The organism is Dactylosporangium sp. CA-233914 (assembly GCF_050942935.1).
Classification (GTDB): domain Bacteria; phylum Actinomycetota; class Actinomycetes; order Mycobacteriales; family Micromonosporaceae; genus Dactylosporangium.
Genome location: NZ_CP192030.1, coordinates 10,594,722 through 10,610,764 on the forward strand (window position 1 = coordinate 10,594,722; position 16,043 = coordinate 10,610,764).

Sequence of the window (16,043 nt, forward strand, 5' to 3'; positions counted from 1 at the left end):
CATGTCCGAAATCGGTCCCCGGGTCGGCGTCCTGGGCTCGTACGGCGGATGCAACCTCGGCGACGAGGCCATCCTGGCCAGCATCCTCGCCGATCTTCAGATCAGGCGCCCGGACGCGGAGGTGCTGGTCTTCTCGCGTGACCCGCAGCACACGGCCCGGGAGCACCCGAACGTTGCGGTCGCGCCGTGGGAAGGCGTCGGACGCGAACGTACCGCGGAGGCCCTCTCCCGCCTCGACCTGCTCGTCCTCGGCGGTGGCGGCATCCTGTACGACACCGAGGCGCGCCGATATCTGCGCGTCGTACGCACCGCTCAGGAGCAGCGCGTCCCCGTCTTCGCCTACGCGCTCGGCGCCGGCCCGCTGACCGAGGATCTCGACTGCACGATGGCGCGTGAGACGCTCGCCGCGGCCGTCGAAGTGACCGTCCGCGACGAGGAGTCGAAGGTCGCGCTGGAGGAGGCCGGGGTGACGGCGCCGGTCACCGTGACCGCGGACCCGGCCCTGCTGCTGCAGCCGGAGGAGTTCGACCCGGCCGTGCTGAACGGCTCACTGCCGCCCGAGCGGCGGGTGGTCGGGATGAGCGTGCGCGAGCCGGGCCGCGCGGCGCAGCACCTGGACGCCGACGAGTACCACCAACTGCTCGCCCAGGTCGGCGACTTCATCGTGCACCGGCTCGACGCGGCGCTGCTCTTCGTGCCGATGGAGCGCTCGGACATTCGGCACTCGCACGCGGTGCTGTCGCGGATGACGGCGGCGGAGCACTGCCGGGTGCTCAACGGGCAGTTCCGGCCCGGACAGATCCTCGACCTCATGCGCCATCTGGACATGGCAGTCGGCATGCGCCTGCACTTCCTCATGTTCGCGGCCTTATCAGGTGTACCCGTTCTGGCGCTGCCGTACGCCGGCAAGGTCTTCGACTTCGCGCAGCGCATCGGCGCGCCCGTGCCCCGCGGCGTCGTGCGGGAGGCCGCCGGGCCGCTGATCGCCCAGGTCGACCGATTGTGGGACGAACGGCCACAGCGCCGCGAGGAGATCGCCGCGCGGGTCGCCGGGCTGCGGCAGCGCGCGACGGAGACCGGGCGACGCCTCGGCGCGCAGCTGGACCGCCTGGCCCCGGTGGGCGTGCCCGAGCCGGTGGTGAGCGCATGAGCGAGCTGGACAGGGTACAGCTTCCGCCGCGAACGGCCACGCACGGCGGGCGGACCGAGGTGCTCGTCGTGGGCGGCGGGCCGGCCGGGCTGGGCGCGGCGATGGGCGCCGCGGCGGCCGGGGCCGAGGTCATCCTCGTCGAGCGCTACGGATTCCTCGGCGGCAACGCCACGGCCGCCCTGGTCATGCCGCTGATGAGCTTCCACAACGAGGTCAAGCAGGCCGTGGCCGGCGAAGATAACCGTCTGCTACCGACCGATCATGGGGAAGGTGAGCCGGTTGTGGCGGGTGTACTGTGGACCCTGCTCGACCGACTGGTCCGCGTCCGGGGCGCCATCCCACCGGACCCGAGCACTGGTTACACCGTTCCCTTCGATCCCGAGCTCTTCAAGCTTGTCGCCTACGACATGCTGCACGGCTGCGGTGTTCGTCTCCTGCTGCACGCCTTCGCCTCGGATCGCGCGACGCTGCCCGGCGGGGGTTCACGTTGCGTGTTCGAGACCAAGTCCGGCCCCGTCGTGCTGGACGCCGACGTCGTCGTGGACTGCACCGGCGACGGCGATCTCGCGGCGGCGTCCGGCGCGCCCTACGAGATCGGCCGCCCCGAGGACGGCCTGACCCAGCCGATGACGCTGATGTTCCGCGTCGGCAACTTCGACCGGGCGGCTTTCCTCGAATACGTGCACGAGAACCCCGACCAGTGGAGAGGAGTACACGGGCTGTGGGACCTCATCCGCCAGGCGCGCGACGCGGGCGAGCTGGACCTGCCGCGCGAGGACATCCTGTTCTTCGCGACCCCGCACCCGGACGAGGTTTCGGTCAACTCGACGCGCGTCGGCGGGCTCGGCATCAGCGTGTGGGACCTGACCCGGGCGGAGCTGACGACCCACCGGCAGCTGGCGCAGATCGCGCGGTTCCTGCACGACCGGGTGCCGGGCTTCGCGGAGTCGTACGTCATCCAGAGCGGCGTGCAGATCGGCGTCCGGGAGACGCGCCGGGTGCTGGGCGACTACCAGCTGACGGGCGAGGACGTGCTGAGCGCGCGCTCGTTCGACGACGTGATCGCCCGGGGCGCCTACCCGGTCGACATCCACAATCCCAACGGCCCCGGCACGATCCTGCGCCGGCTGCCGCAGGGCTGCTCCTACGACATCCCGCTGCGCGCACTGCTCCCCCGCGACACCGACGGCCTGCTGGTGGCGGGCCGATGCATCTCCGGCGACCATGTCGCGCACAGCTCGTACCGCATCATGCCCATCTCGATGGCGACCGGCCAGGCCGCGGGCGTCTGCGCGGCGCTGGCGGCCCGCCTGGGCAAGCCGCCCCGCGAGGTCCCACCGGAGCAGGTCCAGCGCGTCCTGCGCGCGCAGGGCGCGAGCCTCCCGAGCTGACGCCCGAACCTCGACGCGGCGGGCCGATGGACGCTGAAGCCCGGGCCCACCTGCTGCGCCGCATGGAAGGTCAGCCCGGCCTGCTTGCGCAGCACGGCGAGGGCGGCCAAGGCAACGCCACCACCCGCGGCCGGAAGAAGTGTCGCCCGAGCAGGCCGGATCGTGGAACCCCGACACAACCGCCCGCACCGGGAACGGCGGGCGCCCAAGCGGACCGAACCGCCCGGACCACCAAAGACCGGCCGCCCGAGCGGCCGGATCGCGGCACCCCGACACAACCGCCCGCACCGGGAACGCCGGACGCCCTAGACGGGCCGCCCGAATTGCGCGGGTCATGAGGCTTTGACGTAATCGCACTGTCGATGGGGACCCCGGTGCCGCTGTTCGCGGTGTGGGAGTGGTCGCCCGGGTGGGGCAGTTCGGGGAAACGGGGCTGTGTTCCCGGGCCTGATGCGCCACGATCGATGGATGGCTGCCATTGTCACCGGCCGCACGACCGTGGGCCGGCCGGTCTCCAGCGACCGGCGGGACCTGTTTGTGGCGCTCGCGACCGTCTGGCTTGCGGGCGGGCTCTTTCTCGATGGGTGGGCGCACTCGCATGTGCCCCAGCTCGAGACGTTCTTCACGCCGTGGCACGGGGTGTTGTACAGCGGATACGCCGCGCTGGCGATCGCGCTCGTCCCAGGGCGGCTGTGGCGCGGGCGGCCCGAGGAGCCGGTGGCGGGCTGGATGCCGGCCGGGTACGGGCTGGGGCTGCTCGGCGCGATCCTGTTCGCGGTCGGCGGGGTGTGCGACATGACGTGGCACATCGCGTTCGGGATCGAGGCCAGTCTCGAGGCGCTGCTCAGCCCGCCGCACCTGGTGCTGCTGACCGCGGGCATGCTGATGATCACGACGCCGATCCGGGCGGCGGCCGCCAAGCAGCGCTTCGACGACGAGGCCGGACGGCGCACGGACGTCATGGCCGGGTCGTGGCCGGTGCTGATCAGCGCGACCAGCGCCACCGCGGTGGCGGCGTTCTTCCTCAGTTATCTCTCGCCGTTCACCGATGCGCCCGCGTCGCTGAGCGGATACGAGAACGCGCAGTCGTTCGGGCTGGCGCAGTACGTGGCGTTCACGGTGCTGATGGTCACCGCGGTGCTGTTCGTCCGCAGCCGGCTCGGGCGGGTGCCGGTCGGGCTCGTGACGCTCGTGGTCGCCGCCGCGGCCGTTCCCGACGGGGTGTTCGACGACTTCGAGAACCTTCCGGCGCAGCTCTGGCCGCTGGTCGGGGCGGTCGTGGCCGATCTGGTGGTGCAGTGGGTCGCCGTGCGGCAGGCGCGTCTGGTGCCGGTCGCCGCCGGGGCGGTCGTGCCGTCGCTGGTCTGGGCGACGCACCTGCTCGGCATCGAGTTCTCGCTCGGGGTGGCCTGGTCGCTGGAGCTGTGGAGCGGGGTCGTCGTGCTGACGACGCTCGCCGGCGCGGTGCTCGGCGGGCTGTTCCTACCGGCGACACGAACCGGCGGTTAGAGTCGCTCGGGTGCGGGACCTGTTGCCGGAGTGGGTGGCCGTCGAGGTCGCGGAAGAAGACGATTACACCGCCGCGCTGCTGCCCGAGGAGGAGGCGGCACTCAGCGCCCGGGCGGTGGCCAGCCGGCGGCGGGAGTTCGCCGCCGGGCGAGCGTGCGCGCGCCGGGCGCTCGGGCGGGTCGGGGTGCACGGCTGGCCGCTGACCTCGGCGGAGAACCGGGCGCCGCGCTGGCCCGACGGGGTCACCGGGAGCATCACGCACACCGCCGGCTACTGCGCGGCGGCCGTCGGGCTCAGCGCGCGCGTGCAGGCCGTCGGGATCGACGCCGAGCGGCGGACGATTCTGCCGCAGAACATCCGGGCCACGATCTGCCTGCCGGAGGAGTTGGCGTGGTGCGCGCAGCGGCCCGGCGAGGACTGGTGGCCGGCGGTGTTCTTCTCCGCGAAGGAGGTCGTCTACAAGCTGTGGTCGCCGATCGTCGGGACCTGGCTCGACTTCCACGACGCGCATCTGACGATCGACGTCGAGGCGGGAGCGTTCGAGGCGCGGATCGGGGCGAAGCGGCTGGCCCGGACGCCCGGAGCGCCCGAGGTGTTCCAGGGACGGTTTCACGTGGCCCCCGGCCTGGTCCGCAGTGCGGGGGTGGTGACGGCTTGAGCGCGGGGAACGCGCTGGAGCGGGCGCTGGCCGAGCCGGGGCTACGCGCGCTGCCGGGGGATGTGGCGCGGCTGCTGCGGCGGCTGGCCGCGCCGGCGCGGCTCGGTGCCCATCTGCGGGCCGTGCACGACGTCGCCGTAGAGATCGTCGTCTGGGTCGAGGGTCAGGGCGTCCAGGTCGACCGGGAGGCTGTGCTCTTCGGGGCGGCCACCCACGACGTCGGCAAGGTCCACTTCCCCCAGGAGCTGTCGGGGGCCGGTGCACAGCACGAGCCGGCCGGGGAGCGGCTCCTCGCCGAGCTGGGCGTCGAGCGGCGGCTGGCCCGCTTCACCGCCCTGCACGCGCGATGGGACCGGGACCAGGCCACCCTCGACGAACTGCTCGTCACGCTCGCCGACAAGGTCTGGAAGGGGCGGCGCGAGGCCGGCCTCGAGGAGAAGGTCGCGCAGGTCGTCGCCGGAGCCCTCGGCGAGCCGGTCTGGGCCGTCTACATGCGCCTCGACGACGAACTGACCCGGCTCGCCGACGGGGCCGACGAGCGGCTGGCCTTTCAGAACCGGTTCCCGATCTGAAAAACGCTCATGATCTAGAACATCCGTTCTAACCATGAGGCCACCGTACCGCACGCGTACGACAAGAACGCCTAAACGCGCGGGTCGTACCGCACAAGAGGCTGAGTCGCCCGCAGCAACCCCCGCATGCCCGACAAATCCGGATCTACCACCCCCAGCGCCCGCGCCTGCACCAGGATGTTCCCCAACGCCCCGGCCTCGACGGGCCCGGCCAGCACCGGCAGCCCACAGGCGTCGGCGGTGAGCTGGCACAGCAACGAGTTCTGCGCCCCGCCCCCGACCATGTGGACCACGTCGACCGACACCCCGGCCAGCCGCCGGGCATCGTCGATGGCCCGCCGATAGGCCAGCGCCAGGGAGTCGAGAATGCAGCGGGTCATCTCGACCGGGTTGGAGGGCACCGGCTGCGACAGGGCCCGGCAGGCGGAGGCGATCCGCGCCGGCATGTCCCCGGGAGCGAGGAACACCGGATCGGTCGCGTCGATGACGCTGCGCCCGGCGGGCGCCGCGGCGGCCCCCGCCAGCAGGTCGGCCAGCGGCACGTCCCAGGAGCGCATGCACTCCTGCAACAGCCAGAGGCCCATGACGTTGCGCAGATATCGTACGGACCCGTCGACCCCGATCTCGTTGGTGAACCCGGCCTCGTAGGAGTCGCGGGTCAGCACGGGCGCGGACAGCTCGACGCCGACGAGGGACCAGGTGCCGCAGGAGATGTAGGCGAAGTCACCCTCGCCGGGCACCCCGGCCACCGCTGACGCCGTGTCGTGCGACCCGACGACGGTGACCGGGGTGCCGGCGGACACCCCGAGTGAAGCCTTGACGGTCCCGGCGGAGGAGCCGGGCGCGCGAAGGGGTGCCAGCAGCGACTGCGGCACCCCGGCCAGCGCCAGCATCGCCGGCGACCAGCCCGCGCCGCCGGCGGCGAGCAGGCCGGTCGTCGACGCGTTCGTCACCTCGGTGCCGAGGGTCCCGGTCAGCCAGTACGACAGCAGATCCGGGATGAGCAGCAGCGTGCGCGCCGCCTCCAGCTGGGCGCTGCCCCGGGCCGCGGCCAGCTGGAAGATCGTGTTGAACGGCAGCGTGGCGATGCCGGAGGCCTGGTACAGCGCGTAGCCGTCGAACCGCGCGGCCACCCCGTCCGTCCGCGTGTCGCGGTAGTGGACGGGGTTGCCCAGCAGCACACCGTCGGCGTCGAGGAGCCCGTAGTCGACGGCCCACGAGTCGATCCCGACGGAGTCGAGCGGTCCGGCGGCCGCCAGCCCGTCGAGCACGCCGCGGAACAGCGCGAGGATGTCCCAGTGCAGCGTGCCGCCGACGCGCACCGGCTCGTTGGCGAACCGCGCGACCTCCGAGAACGTGATCGCCCCGGACGACACGTCGGCGACGATCACGCGCCCGTTCGACGCACCCAGGTCAACGGCCGCGATCCTCATCTCAGGAACGCCGCCGCGACGCCGGCGTCGACCGGGATGTGCAGGCCCGTGGTGTGGGACAGCTCGCCGGCGGTGAGGACGAAGACCGCGTTCGCCACGTGCTCGGGCAGCACCTCGCGCTTCAGCAGCGTCCGCTGCGCGTAGTAGGCGCCGAGTTCCGACTCCGGCACGCCGTAGACCGCGGCGCGCTGGGCGCCCCAGCCGGAGGCGAAGATGCCGGAGCCGCGCACGACGCCGTCGGGGTTGACGCCGTTGACGCGGATGCCGTGCTCGCCGAGCTCGGCGGCCAGCAGCCGGACCTGGTGGGCCTGGTCGGCCTTGGTCGCGCCGTACGCCACGTTGTTCGGCCCAGCGAACACCGAGTTCTTGCTCGCGATGTACACGATGTCCCCGCCGAGCCCCTGGGCGATCATGGCCCGGGCGGCCTCGCGGGCGACCAGGAACGAGCCGCGCGCCATCACGTCGTGCTGCAGGTCCCAGTCGGCGACGCTGGTCGCCAGCAGCGGCTTGGACACCGACAGCCCGGCGTTGTTGACGACGAGGTCGACCCCGCCGAACGCGAGCACGGCCGCGTCGACGGCGGCCCGCACCGCGTTCTCGTCGGTGACGTCGACGGTCACCGGTATCGCGACATCGGCCCCGCCGATCTCGCCGGCTACACGCGCGGCGGCGTCGGCGTCCCGGTCGGCGACGACGACGCACGCCCCCTCGGCGGCCAGCCGCAGGGCGATCGCCCGCCCGATGCCCGACCCGCCGCCGGTGACCAGCGCGATCCGGGTGGCGAGGGGCTTCGGCTTGGGCATGCGCCGCAGCTTCGCCTCCTCCAGGGCCCAGTACTCGATGCGGAACTTCTCCGCCTCGTCGATCGGCGCGTAGCTCGACACGGACTCGGCGCCGCGCATCACGTTGATCGCGTTGACGTAGAACTCCCCCGCGACCCGCGCGGTCTGCTTGTTGGCGCCGAAGGAGAACATCCCGACGCCGGGGACGAGCACGATCGCCGGGTCCGCGCCGCGCATCGGCGGCGAGTCAGGGGTGGCGTGCCGGTCGTAGTAGGTGGCGTAGTCGGCCCGATACGCCGCGTGCAACTCCCGGATCGACTCCTCGGTGCCGCGGCCCGGCTCCAGCACCATGGGGCGCACCTTGGTCCGCAGGAAGTGATCGGGGCACGAGGTCCCGAGCGCCGCCAGCCGGGGCATCTGCGCCGATCCCACGAAGTCCAGAACGACGTCATCGTCCCGGAAGTGGCCGACCTGGGGCCGGTCGGTCGACGCCAGCCCACGCAGCAGGGGCATCAGCCGAGCGGCCTCAGCCCGCCGGGCGGCGGCGTCCAGCACGGGCACGACGCTCGCGCCGAACGGCTCGGGGCGGCCGCGTTCGGCGAGGAAGCGCGTCGCGGTGGCGATGATCTCGAGCGAGTGGCGTTCGCACTCCTCGGAGGTGGCGCCCCACGCCGTGATGCCGTGGCCGCCGAGGATCACGCCGATGGCCTGCGGGTTCGCGCGCTGGACCGCGGCGATGTCCAGGCCCAGCTGGAAGCCCGGGCGGCGCCACGGCACCCAGACGACCCGGTCGCCGAAGCACTCCTTGGTCAGCGCCGGGCCGTCCGCCGCCGTGGCCAGGGCGATGCCCGCGTCGGGGTGGAGGTGGTCGACGTGCGCGGCCTCGACCAGGCCGTGCATCGCGGTGTCGATCGACGGGGCCGCCCCGCCCCGGCCGTGCAGGCAGTAGTCGAACGCGGCGACCATCTCGTCCTCGCGCTCGACCCCCGGGTACACGTCGACGAGCGCCCGCAGCCGGTCCAGCCGCAGCACGGCGAGGCCCTCGGGCCGCAGCGTGCCGAGGTCGCCGCCCGAGCCCTTGACCCACAGCAGCTCGACCGGGCCACCGGTGACCGGGTCCGTGTCGGTGCCCTTGGCCGACGTGTTGCCGCCGGCGTAGTTGGTGTTGCGCGGGTCCGCTCCGAGCCGGTTCGACCGCGCGATGAGATCCTGTGGGGAGGTCACGCGCCCCACCCGGCCTGGGTGCCGCCGACGCGCTCGGCCACGATCTCGGCAAGGTACCCGGAGCGCTTGTACGCCCCGATCGGGTCGGGGTCGAGCCCCATATCCTCGCGTACCGAGCGCAGCAGCGGCCGCACGTCGGTGTTGTACGCGTCCATCAGCACCTCGTTGGCGCCGAGCACGTCACCGGCGTCCTGCGCGGCCCGCAGCGCGGTGTGGTCGACGAGCAGCGCCTTGGCTGTCGCCTCCTGGACGTTGAGCACGGAGCGAATCACCGCCTGGATCTTGGGTTCGATGTTGTGGCACTGGTCGAGCATGAATGCGATCCCCTGCCCCGACAGCGCGTCGGCCAGGACGATCTCGTGCATGATGCGGAAGAGCTGGAACGGGTCCGCGGCGCCGACCATGAGGTCGTCGTCGGCGTAGAAGCGGGAGTTGAAGTCGAAGCCGCCGAGCTTGCCGGTGCGCAGCAGCATCGCGACGATGAACTCGATGTTGGTGCCCGGGGCGTGGTGACCGGTGTCGATGACGACCTGGGCGCGCTCGCCGAGGGCCGTGCAGTGGGCGTACGCCGTGCCCCAGTCGGGCACGTCGGTCAGGTAGAACGCCGGCTCGAAGAGCTTGTACTCCAGCAGCATCCGCTGGTGCTCGCCGAGGCGCTCGTAGGTCTCCGCCAGGGCCGCGGCGAGGCGGTCCTGCCGGGTGCGCACGTCGTCCTGGCCCGGGTAGTTGGTGCCGTCGGAGAACCACAGCTTCAGGTCGCGCGACCCGGTGCGGTCCATCACCTCGACGCACTCCAGCAGGTGCCCGATCGCCTTGCGCCGCACGCCCGGGTCGGGGTTGGTGACGCTGCCGAGCTTGTAGTCGTCGTCCTGGAACACGTTGGCGTTGATGGTGCCGACCCGCACGCCGAGCTCGGAGGCGTGCCGGGCCAGGTCGGCGTAGTTTTCGACGAGGTCCCACGGGATGTGCAGCGCCACGGACGGGGCGACGCCGGTGAAGCGGTGCACCTGGGCGGCGTCGGCGAGCTTCTCGTACGGGTCTCGGGGCACGCCTTCCTGCGCGAACACCTTGAACCGCGTGCCCGAGTTGCCGAACGCCCAGGACGCGGTCTCGATCCGCTGGTCGCGCAGTGCCGCCGCGACACGCGCCCGCGTCTGCGGCGCGAGCTCAGTCATTGCATTGCTCCAAGCTGGTGCTCCAGGTTGAACACCTCGTCGAGGACGGCAGGATGCCGTCCGTGGGTGAAGAACTGCGCCATCTGCGCTTCCCAGCGCGCGGACACCTCGGTGGCGTCCATGGCGCCCTGCGCGGCGGCCAGGTCGTCGGTCAGCAGGGTGCCGACCAGCAGGCCGTCGTCGCGAAGAAAGAGTTGGTACTCGTGCCAGCCGGCGTCGCGCAGGGCGACGAGCATCTCCGGCCAGACCTGGGCATGGCGGCGCCGGTACTCCTCCAGCCGCTCCGGCTTGACCTGCAGCGTGAAACAGACGCGGCGCACGCCATACTCCTCAGCGAAGAACTTCTAGAAGTTGAACTGGTCGATGTTGTCGGCCTTGAAGGTGTACGGGTCGCCGAGCAGGACCGTGCCGTCCTTGCCGACCGTGAACTCGCCGAGCTTGCCGGCCTTGAACTTGTCGCCCTCCTTGCCCTTGATGAGGCCCGAGGCGAGCGAGGCGCCGGCGTACGCGGCGAGGTAGCCCAGGTCCGCCGGGTTCCACAGCGCGAAGGCCTTGACGGTGCCGTCCTTGACGTACGCCTTCATCTGGTTCGGCGTGCCGAGGCCGGTGAGCTGGACCTTGCCCTTGTACGTCGAGCCGGACAGGTAACGCGCGGCGGCGGCGACGCCGACCGTGGTCGGCGAGATGATGCCCTTGAGGTTGGGGTGCTTGGCCAGCAGGCCCTGGGCCTCCTGGAACGACTTCTGGTCGTCGTCGTCGCCGTAGACGGTGTCGACGAGCTTGAGCTTGCCGTACTCCGGCTTGGCCAGCTCGGTCTTCATCTGCTCGATCCAGGCGTTCTGGTTGGTCGCGTTCGCCGTGGCCGACAGGATCGCGATCTCGCCGCCGTCCGGGCCGATCGCGTCGGAGATGAGCTTGACCTGGATCTTCGCGATGCCCTCGGTGCTGGCCTGGTTGATGAACAGGTCGCGGCACTCGGGCTTGGTGTCGGAGTCGTAGGTGACGACCTTGGCGCCGGCCTGCCGTGCCTCGTTCAGCGCGCCGCAGATGGCGTCCTTGTCGTTGGCGGAGACGGCGATGACCTTCGCGCCCTGCTGCGACAGCGTGTTGATGTAGCTGACCTGCGCCGAGGGGCTCGCCTCCGACGGGCCGGTCTCGCTGTACGTTCCCTTGAACTCCTCGACGGCGACCTTGCCGCCCTTGTTGTCGGAGGTGTCGAAGTACGGGTTGTTGACCTGCTTGGGCAGGAACGCGACCTTGAGGCCGCTCTTGATGGTGCCGTTACCCGAGTCCCCGCCGCCGTTGTCGGTCGACGTGGACGAGTCCTCGGCGCAGGCCGTCGTGCTGAACGCGAGCGCGGTCGCGACGACGGCCGCAAGGATCTTACCTCTCATCGGGGTTGAATCCTTTCAGTGAGGTGCGGGCAGAAAGGGCGTCGGGCAGAACGTCTTATGCTGGCCGTCGCCGGCGGAGGCGCTCGCGCGCCATGGCGACGACGTTCGGTCCGACGACCGAGGCGATGAGCAGGGAGCCGGTGACGATGGTGAGCGTGTTCTGCGGCACGGAGGCCAGCTGCAGCGCGTTGCGCAGCGTGCTGAGCAGCACGACCGCGCCGATGACGCCGAGCAGGCCGCCGCGGCCGCCGAAGATGGACACGCCGCCGAGGAGCACCGCCGCGACCACCGCGAGCTCCAGGCCGTTGGCGTTGTCCGCGCGGGCGCTGGCGTAGCGGAAGGTCCAGAACACCCCGGCGAGCGCGGACATCGCGCCCGTGGTGACGAAGAGCCAGAACTTGGTGCGGCCGACGGCGACCCCGGCGAAGCGGGCCGCCTCGGCGTTGTTACCCATGGCGTAGAGGCCGCGGCCGATCGGCGTGGCGTGCAGGACCACGGCGAAGACGACCGCGAGGACGGCGACGACGATGACGGCCCACGGGATGGTGAGCCCCGGGATCGGGCTGATCGCCTTGCTGGTCCAGGAGATCGGGTAGTCCGCGACCGCCTTGTCGCCGAGCACGACGTAGGCCAGGCCGCGGTACAGCGCCAGGGTCCCGATCGTGACGGCGAGCGAGGGCAGGCCGAAGACGGTCACGAACAGGCCGTTGACCGCGCCCAGCACCGCGCCGAGCACCAGGCACAAAGCGATGAGCAGGGGCAGCGAGCTCACCCCGTGCGCCCACAGGCTGCCCATGACCGCGCAGGTCAGGCCCATGACGCTGGCCACCGACAGGTCGATCTCGCCGGTGATGACGACGAGCGTGAGCGGCATGGCCACGAGCGCGATCGGGATGACCTCCAGCGTCACGAACCGCCAGAAGCGCGGGCTGGCGACGCCGTCGATGCTCGCCGCGCCGATGACCACGACCAGGACCAGTGCCAGCAGGACGATCAGGTCCCAGGAGCCGATCCGCCGGATGACATTCACTGGTGTACCCCTCGCTGCAGGCTCTTCGTGACGCGAACCGACAGCGCGCGGTCCAGGCCGATCGCCGCCAGGATCAGCGCGCCGACCGCGGCCCGCTGCCAGAACGGGGTGACGCCGAGCACCGGCAGGGCGCTGCCGATGGTGCTGAGCAGCATCGCGCCGAGGGCCGCGCCGTAGACCGAGCCGCTGCCGCCGAAGATCGCCACGCCGCCGACGACGACCGCGGCGACGACGTTGAGCTCCTGGCCGAGCCCGGCGTTGGCGTCCAGGGTGCCGAAGCGGGCCACGTAGAGCACGCCGGCCAGGCCCGCCAGGGCGCCGCAGGTGACGAACGCGAAGAAGACGCGGCGGCCGACCGCGATGCCGGACAGGCGGGCCGCGGCGGGGTCGGAGCCGATCGCGTACAGCTCGCGGCCGCTGCGGTAGGAGCGCAGGAAGAAGCCGGCGGCGAGCACGACGACGAGGGCGAAGAGCGTCAGCAGCGGCACCCCGAGGATCGTCGAGGTCCCCATGTGCAGGAACGACACCGGGATGTCCTTGGCGTTGATCTGCTTGCCGGTGGCCCACTGGTAGTCGATGCCGCGGAAGACGTAGAGCGTGCCGAGCGTGACGACGAGCGCCGGCACCCGGGCGGCGGCGATGAGGGCGCCGTTGACCGCGCCGCACACCGCGCCGAGTGCCGCGCCCGCCACCAGCACCACCGGGATCGGGATGCCGGGGTGGTCGAGGAACAGCGTGCCGGTCGCGAACGCCGACAGGCCGAGGACCGAGCCGACCGAGAGGTCGACGTTGCCGGTGATGACGACGATCGCCTGCCCGGTGGCCAGGATCGCCAGGATCGTCGCGCCGAGCAGCAGGTCCTTGACGCTCTGCTGGGACAGGAAACGCGGGTTGGTGATCGCGGTGACCCCGATGAGCAGCGCGAGCGCGACGAGGATGCCCAGTTCCCGCACGAGGAAGACCCGATGGGTCAGGCGCGTGGCCCGGGCCGTGCGCGGCGGGGCGGCGGTGGCTGCGGCGCTCATCGATCGCCCTGCCCGGTGGCGGCGAGCATCACGGACTCCTCGTCGGCTCGGCTGCGGGGGATGTCGGCGACGAGCCGCCCTTCGTGCATCACGAGGACCCGGTCGGCCATGCCGAGCACCTCGGGCAGCTCGCTGGAGACCATGAGGACCGCGACACCCTCCTGCGCGAGGCGACTGAGCAGCCGGTGGACCTCGGCCTTGGTGCCCACGTCGATGCCGCGGGTGGGCTCGTCGACGATGAGCACGCGCGGCCGGGTGGCCAGCCACTTGGCCAGCACGACCTTCTGCTGGTTGCCGCCCGACAGCGTGGAGACCGAATCGCCGAGCCGGCCCGCCTTGACCTGCAGGCGTTCGGACCACTCGCTCGCGGAGCGGCGCTCGGCGGCGCCGAAGAGCAGGCCGAGGCTCGCCAACGACCAGCGCCGCGGCAGCGTGGCGTTGCGCTCGACCGACAACTCCATCACCAGGCCCTGCTGGCGACGGTCCTCCGGCACCAGCGCCAGGCCGGCGGCGATGGCCGCGCCGGCGCTGCCGCGGCGCAGGGGCTTGCCGTCGACGAGGACCTCGCCCGATTCGTACCGGTCCACGCCGAAGACGGCCCGGATGACCTCGGAGCGCCCGGCTCCGACGAGCCCGGCCAGGGCCACGATCTCTCCACTGTGGACGGTGAAGCCGACGTCGTGGAAGGCGCCCTGGCGGGTCAGGCCGCGCACCTGCAGCCGCGGCTCGCCGATGGTCGCCGGCTCCTTCGGGAACAAGGTGCCGACCTCGCGGCCGACCATCCGGCGTACGACCTCCTCAACGGTCAGGTCGCCGGCCGGGTCGGTGGAGACCCACCGGCCGTCGCGCATGACCGTGATGCGCTGGCACAGCGCGAACACCTCGTCGAAGCGGTGCGAGATGAACAGGACCGCGGCACCGGCGTCGCGCAGCGAGCGGGCGACGGCGAAGAGGCGCTCGACCTCGACGCCGGACAGGGCCGCGGTCGGCTCGTCCATGACGAGCACCCTGGCGTCGAACGACAGCGCCTTGGCGATCTCGACCAGCTGCTGGTCGGCGATGGACAGGCCGCGGGCCGGGCGGTCGGGGTCCAGCTGCACGCCGAGGCGCGCGAAGAGCTCGGCGGCGCGGCGGCGCATCTCGGCGGTGTCGATGCGGCGCAGCCCCTTGCGCGGCTGGCGGCCCATGAAGATGTTCTCGGCGACCGAGAGGTCGGCGAAGAGCGTCGGCTCCTGGTAGATGACCGCGATGCCGGCCGCGCGGGCGTCGGCGGGGTTGCCCAGGACCAGCGGCTCGCCGTGCATGCGCAGCGTCCCGGCATCCGGCGCGTGCGCCCCGGCCAGGATCTTGACCAGGGTGGACTTGCCGGCGCCGTTCTCGCCGACGAGCGCGTGGGCCTCGCCGGCGCGCAGGTCAAGGTGCACGTCGCGCAGCGCGGCAACGGCGCCGAAGGACTTGCTGATGCCCTCGAGAACGAGCACCGGACCTCCCTTGACGGTTCGCGACTGCGCACTGCTTGTGAAACGTTTCATGGACTGGTTAGAGTGACGGTAGAAGCAAAGCCTTGACCCCGTCAAGGCTTTGCATCGCGTTACCGATTTGATACACCGGACGCGGCGCCTGCCCGCGCCCCGGGCTTTACACGTTTCAGGAGATAGATGTCCACCACCGGCATCAAAGAGGTCGCGCGACGGGCCGGTGTTTCCATCGGCACCGTCAGCAACGTCCTCAACCGCCCCGAGCTCGTCGCCACGACCACCCGGCAGCGCGTCCTGGATGCGATCGCCGAGCTCGGCTACGTGCGCAACGACTCGGCGCGGCAGCTGCGGGCCGGGCAGAGCCGGCAGATCGCGCTGGTGGTGCTCGACGTGACCAACCCGTTCTTCACCGACGTCGTCCGGGGCGCGGAGGCCGCCGCCGAGGACCACGGCGTGATGGTCGTGGTGTGCAACAGCGGCGAGGACGCCAACCGCGAGCAGCGGCACCTGGAGCTGCTGGAGGAGCAGCGGGTGCGGGGCGTGCTCATCACACCGGTGGACGAGTCGCCGAACTCGCGGCTGGAGCAGCTCATCCAGCGCGGCACCCCGGTGGTGCTGGTCGACCGCGGCTCGGGCCGGCACAGCCGCTGCTCGGTGGCGGTCGACGACGTCCTCGGCGGCCGGCTCGCCGGCGAGCACCTCGTCGAGCAGGACCACCAGCACATCGCCTTCGTCGGCGGCCCCATGTCGATCGCCCAGGTCCACGACCGGCACGCCGGGGTGGCCGAGGCCGTCGAGGGCAAGGCCGAGCTGTCCGTCGTACCGACGCCGAACCTCACCGTGGCCTCGGGCCGCGCGGCCGCCACGCAGATCGCCTCCCGACCACCCGGGCAACGGCCGACGGCCGTCTTCTGCGCCAACGACCTGCTCGCCCTCGGCGTGCTGCAGGAGATGACGCAGCGCGGCCTGCGGGCGCCGCAGGACGTCGCCATCGTCGGCTACGACGACATCGAGTTCGCCGCGGCCGCCGCCGTGCCGTTAAGCTCGGTGCGGCAGCCCCGCGAACAGCTCGGCCGCACGGCGGCGGCGCTGCTGCTCGAGGAGATCGAGGACGACGGCCGCCACGAGCACCGGCACGTGGTCTTCCAGCCCGAACTGATCGTCCGCGAGTCCAGCGCCCGCCCGCGCGGCCGGCGTGGACCGGCCCGGAAGGGGCGATGAC

Annotated in this window: 14 protein-coding genes; 6 read left to right on the forward strand and 8 right to left on the reverse strand. The window is 71.9% G+C overall.

The window, feature by feature from the left end:
- The first annotated feature begins 1 nt into the window (after position 1).
- From ACQPY0_RS47030 to ACQPY0_RS47050, 5 genes are all read left to right on the forward strand, one after another.
- The gene (locus ACQPY0_RS47030; protein WP_432976359.1) at positions 2-1,150 is read left to right on the forward strand and encodes a polysaccharide pyruvyl transferase family protein; all 1,149 of its coding nucleotides are present in this window, start codon (positions 2-4) and stop codon (positions 1,148-1,150) included.
- Positions 1,147-2,541 carry an FAD-dependent oxidoreductase gene (locus ACQPY0_RS47035; RefSeq protein ID WP_432976362.1) on the forward strand — a complete coding sequence of 465 codons (1,395 nt, stop codon included), beginning with the start codon at positions 1,147-1,149 and terminating at the stop codon, positions 2,539-2,541. The genes ACQPY0_RS47030 and ACQPY0_RS47035 overlap by 4 nt, the downstream gene beginning before the upstream one ends.
- A gap of 468 nt (positions 2,542-3,009) precedes the next feature.
- On the forward strand, positions 3,010-4,050 hold the full coding sequence (locus tag ACQPY0_RS47040; protein WP_432976365.1) for a hypothetical protein: 1,041 nt from the start codon (positions 3,010-3,012) through the stop codon (positions 4,048-4,050).
- 10 nt (positions 4,051-4,060) lie between these two features.
- The gene (locus ACQPY0_RS47045; protein WP_432976368.1) at positions 4,061-4,708 is read left to right on the forward strand and encodes a 4'-phosphopantetheinyl transferase family protein; all 648 of its coding nucleotides are present in this window, start codon (positions 4,061-4,063) and stop codon (positions 4,706-4,708) included.
- A complete protein-coding gene (locus ACQPY0_RS47050) occupies positions 4,705-5,280 on the forward strand; it encodes an HD domain-containing protein (RefSeq protein ID WP_432976371.1) in 576 nt (191 codons plus the stop codon). Before ACQPY0_RS47045 ends, ACQPY0_RS47050 begins: the two co-directional genes overlap by 4 nt.
- Positions 5,281-5,351: 71 nt before the next feature.
- On the opposite strand, the gene ACQPY0_RS47055 is transcribed toward ACQPY0_RS47050, so the two are convergent.
- The 8 genes from ACQPY0_RS47055 to ACQPY0_RS47090 are packed head-to-tail and all read right to left on the reverse strand — an operon-like array spanning position 5,352 to position 14,824.
- Positions 5,352-6,713 (reverse strand): rhamnulokinase, encoded by a 1,362-nt coding sequence (locus ACQPY0_RS47055; RefSeq protein WP_432976374.1) that lies wholly within the window; start codon positions 6,711-6,713, stop codon positions 5,352-5,354.
- Entirely contained in the window at positions 6,710-8,719 is a 2,010-nt protein-coding gene (locus ACQPY0_RS47060; protein ID WP_432976377.1) for a bifunctional aldolase/short-chain dehydrogenase, read from the reverse strand. Before ACQPY0_RS47060 ends, ACQPY0_RS47055 begins: the two co-directional genes overlap by 4 nt.
- A complete protein-coding gene (gene rhaI, locus ACQPY0_RS47065; protein WP_432976380.1) occupies positions 8,716-9,894 on the reverse strand; it encodes an L-rhamnose isomerase in 1,179 nt (392 codons plus the stop codon). The genes ACQPY0_RS47060 and rhaI overlap by 4 nt, the downstream gene beginning before the upstream one ends.
- Complete coding sequence (locus ACQPY0_RS47070) at positions 9,891-10,214, reverse strand: L-rhamnose mutarotase (protein ID WP_432976383.1); 324 nt, start codon at positions 10,212-10,214, stop codon at positions 9,891-9,893. Before ACQPY0_RS47070 ends, rhaI begins: the two co-directional genes overlap by 4 nt.
- A 24-nt stretch (positions 10,215-10,238) precedes the next feature.
- A complete protein-coding gene (gene rhaS, locus ACQPY0_RS47075; RefSeq protein ID WP_432976386.1) occupies positions 10,239-11,288 on the reverse strand; it encodes a rhamnose ABC transporter substrate-binding protein in 1,050 nt (349 codons plus the stop codon).
- A gap of 55 nt (positions 11,289-11,343) precedes the next feature.
- Entirely contained in the window at positions 11,344-12,318 is a 975-nt protein-coding gene (locus ACQPY0_RS47080) for an ABC transporter permease (RefSeq protein WP_432976389.1), read from the reverse strand.
- Positions 12,315-13,343 (reverse strand): ABC transporter permease, encoded by a 1,029-nt coding sequence (locus ACQPY0_RS47085; protein WP_432976392.1) that lies wholly within the window; start codon positions 13,341-13,343, stop codon positions 12,315-12,317. Before ACQPY0_RS47085 ends, ACQPY0_RS47080 begins: the two co-directional genes overlap by 4 nt.
- Complete coding sequence (locus tag ACQPY0_RS47090) at positions 13,340-14,824, reverse strand: sugar ABC transporter ATP-binding protein (protein ID WP_432976395.1); 1,485 nt, start codon at positions 14,822-14,824, stop codon at positions 13,340-13,342. The genes ACQPY0_RS47085 and ACQPY0_RS47090 overlap by 4 nt, the downstream gene beginning before the upstream one ends.
- A gap of 177 nt (positions 14,825-15,001) precedes the next feature.
- Between ACQPY0_RS47090 and ACQPY0_RS47095 the strand changes: the two genes are divergently transcribed.
- On the forward strand, positions 15,002-16,042 hold the full coding sequence (locus ACQPY0_RS47095; protein WP_432976398.1) for a LacI family DNA-binding transcriptional regulator: 1,041 nt from the start codon (positions 15,002-15,004) through the stop codon (positions 16,040-16,042).
- The last annotated feature ends 1 nt before the right edge of the window (position 16,043 follow it).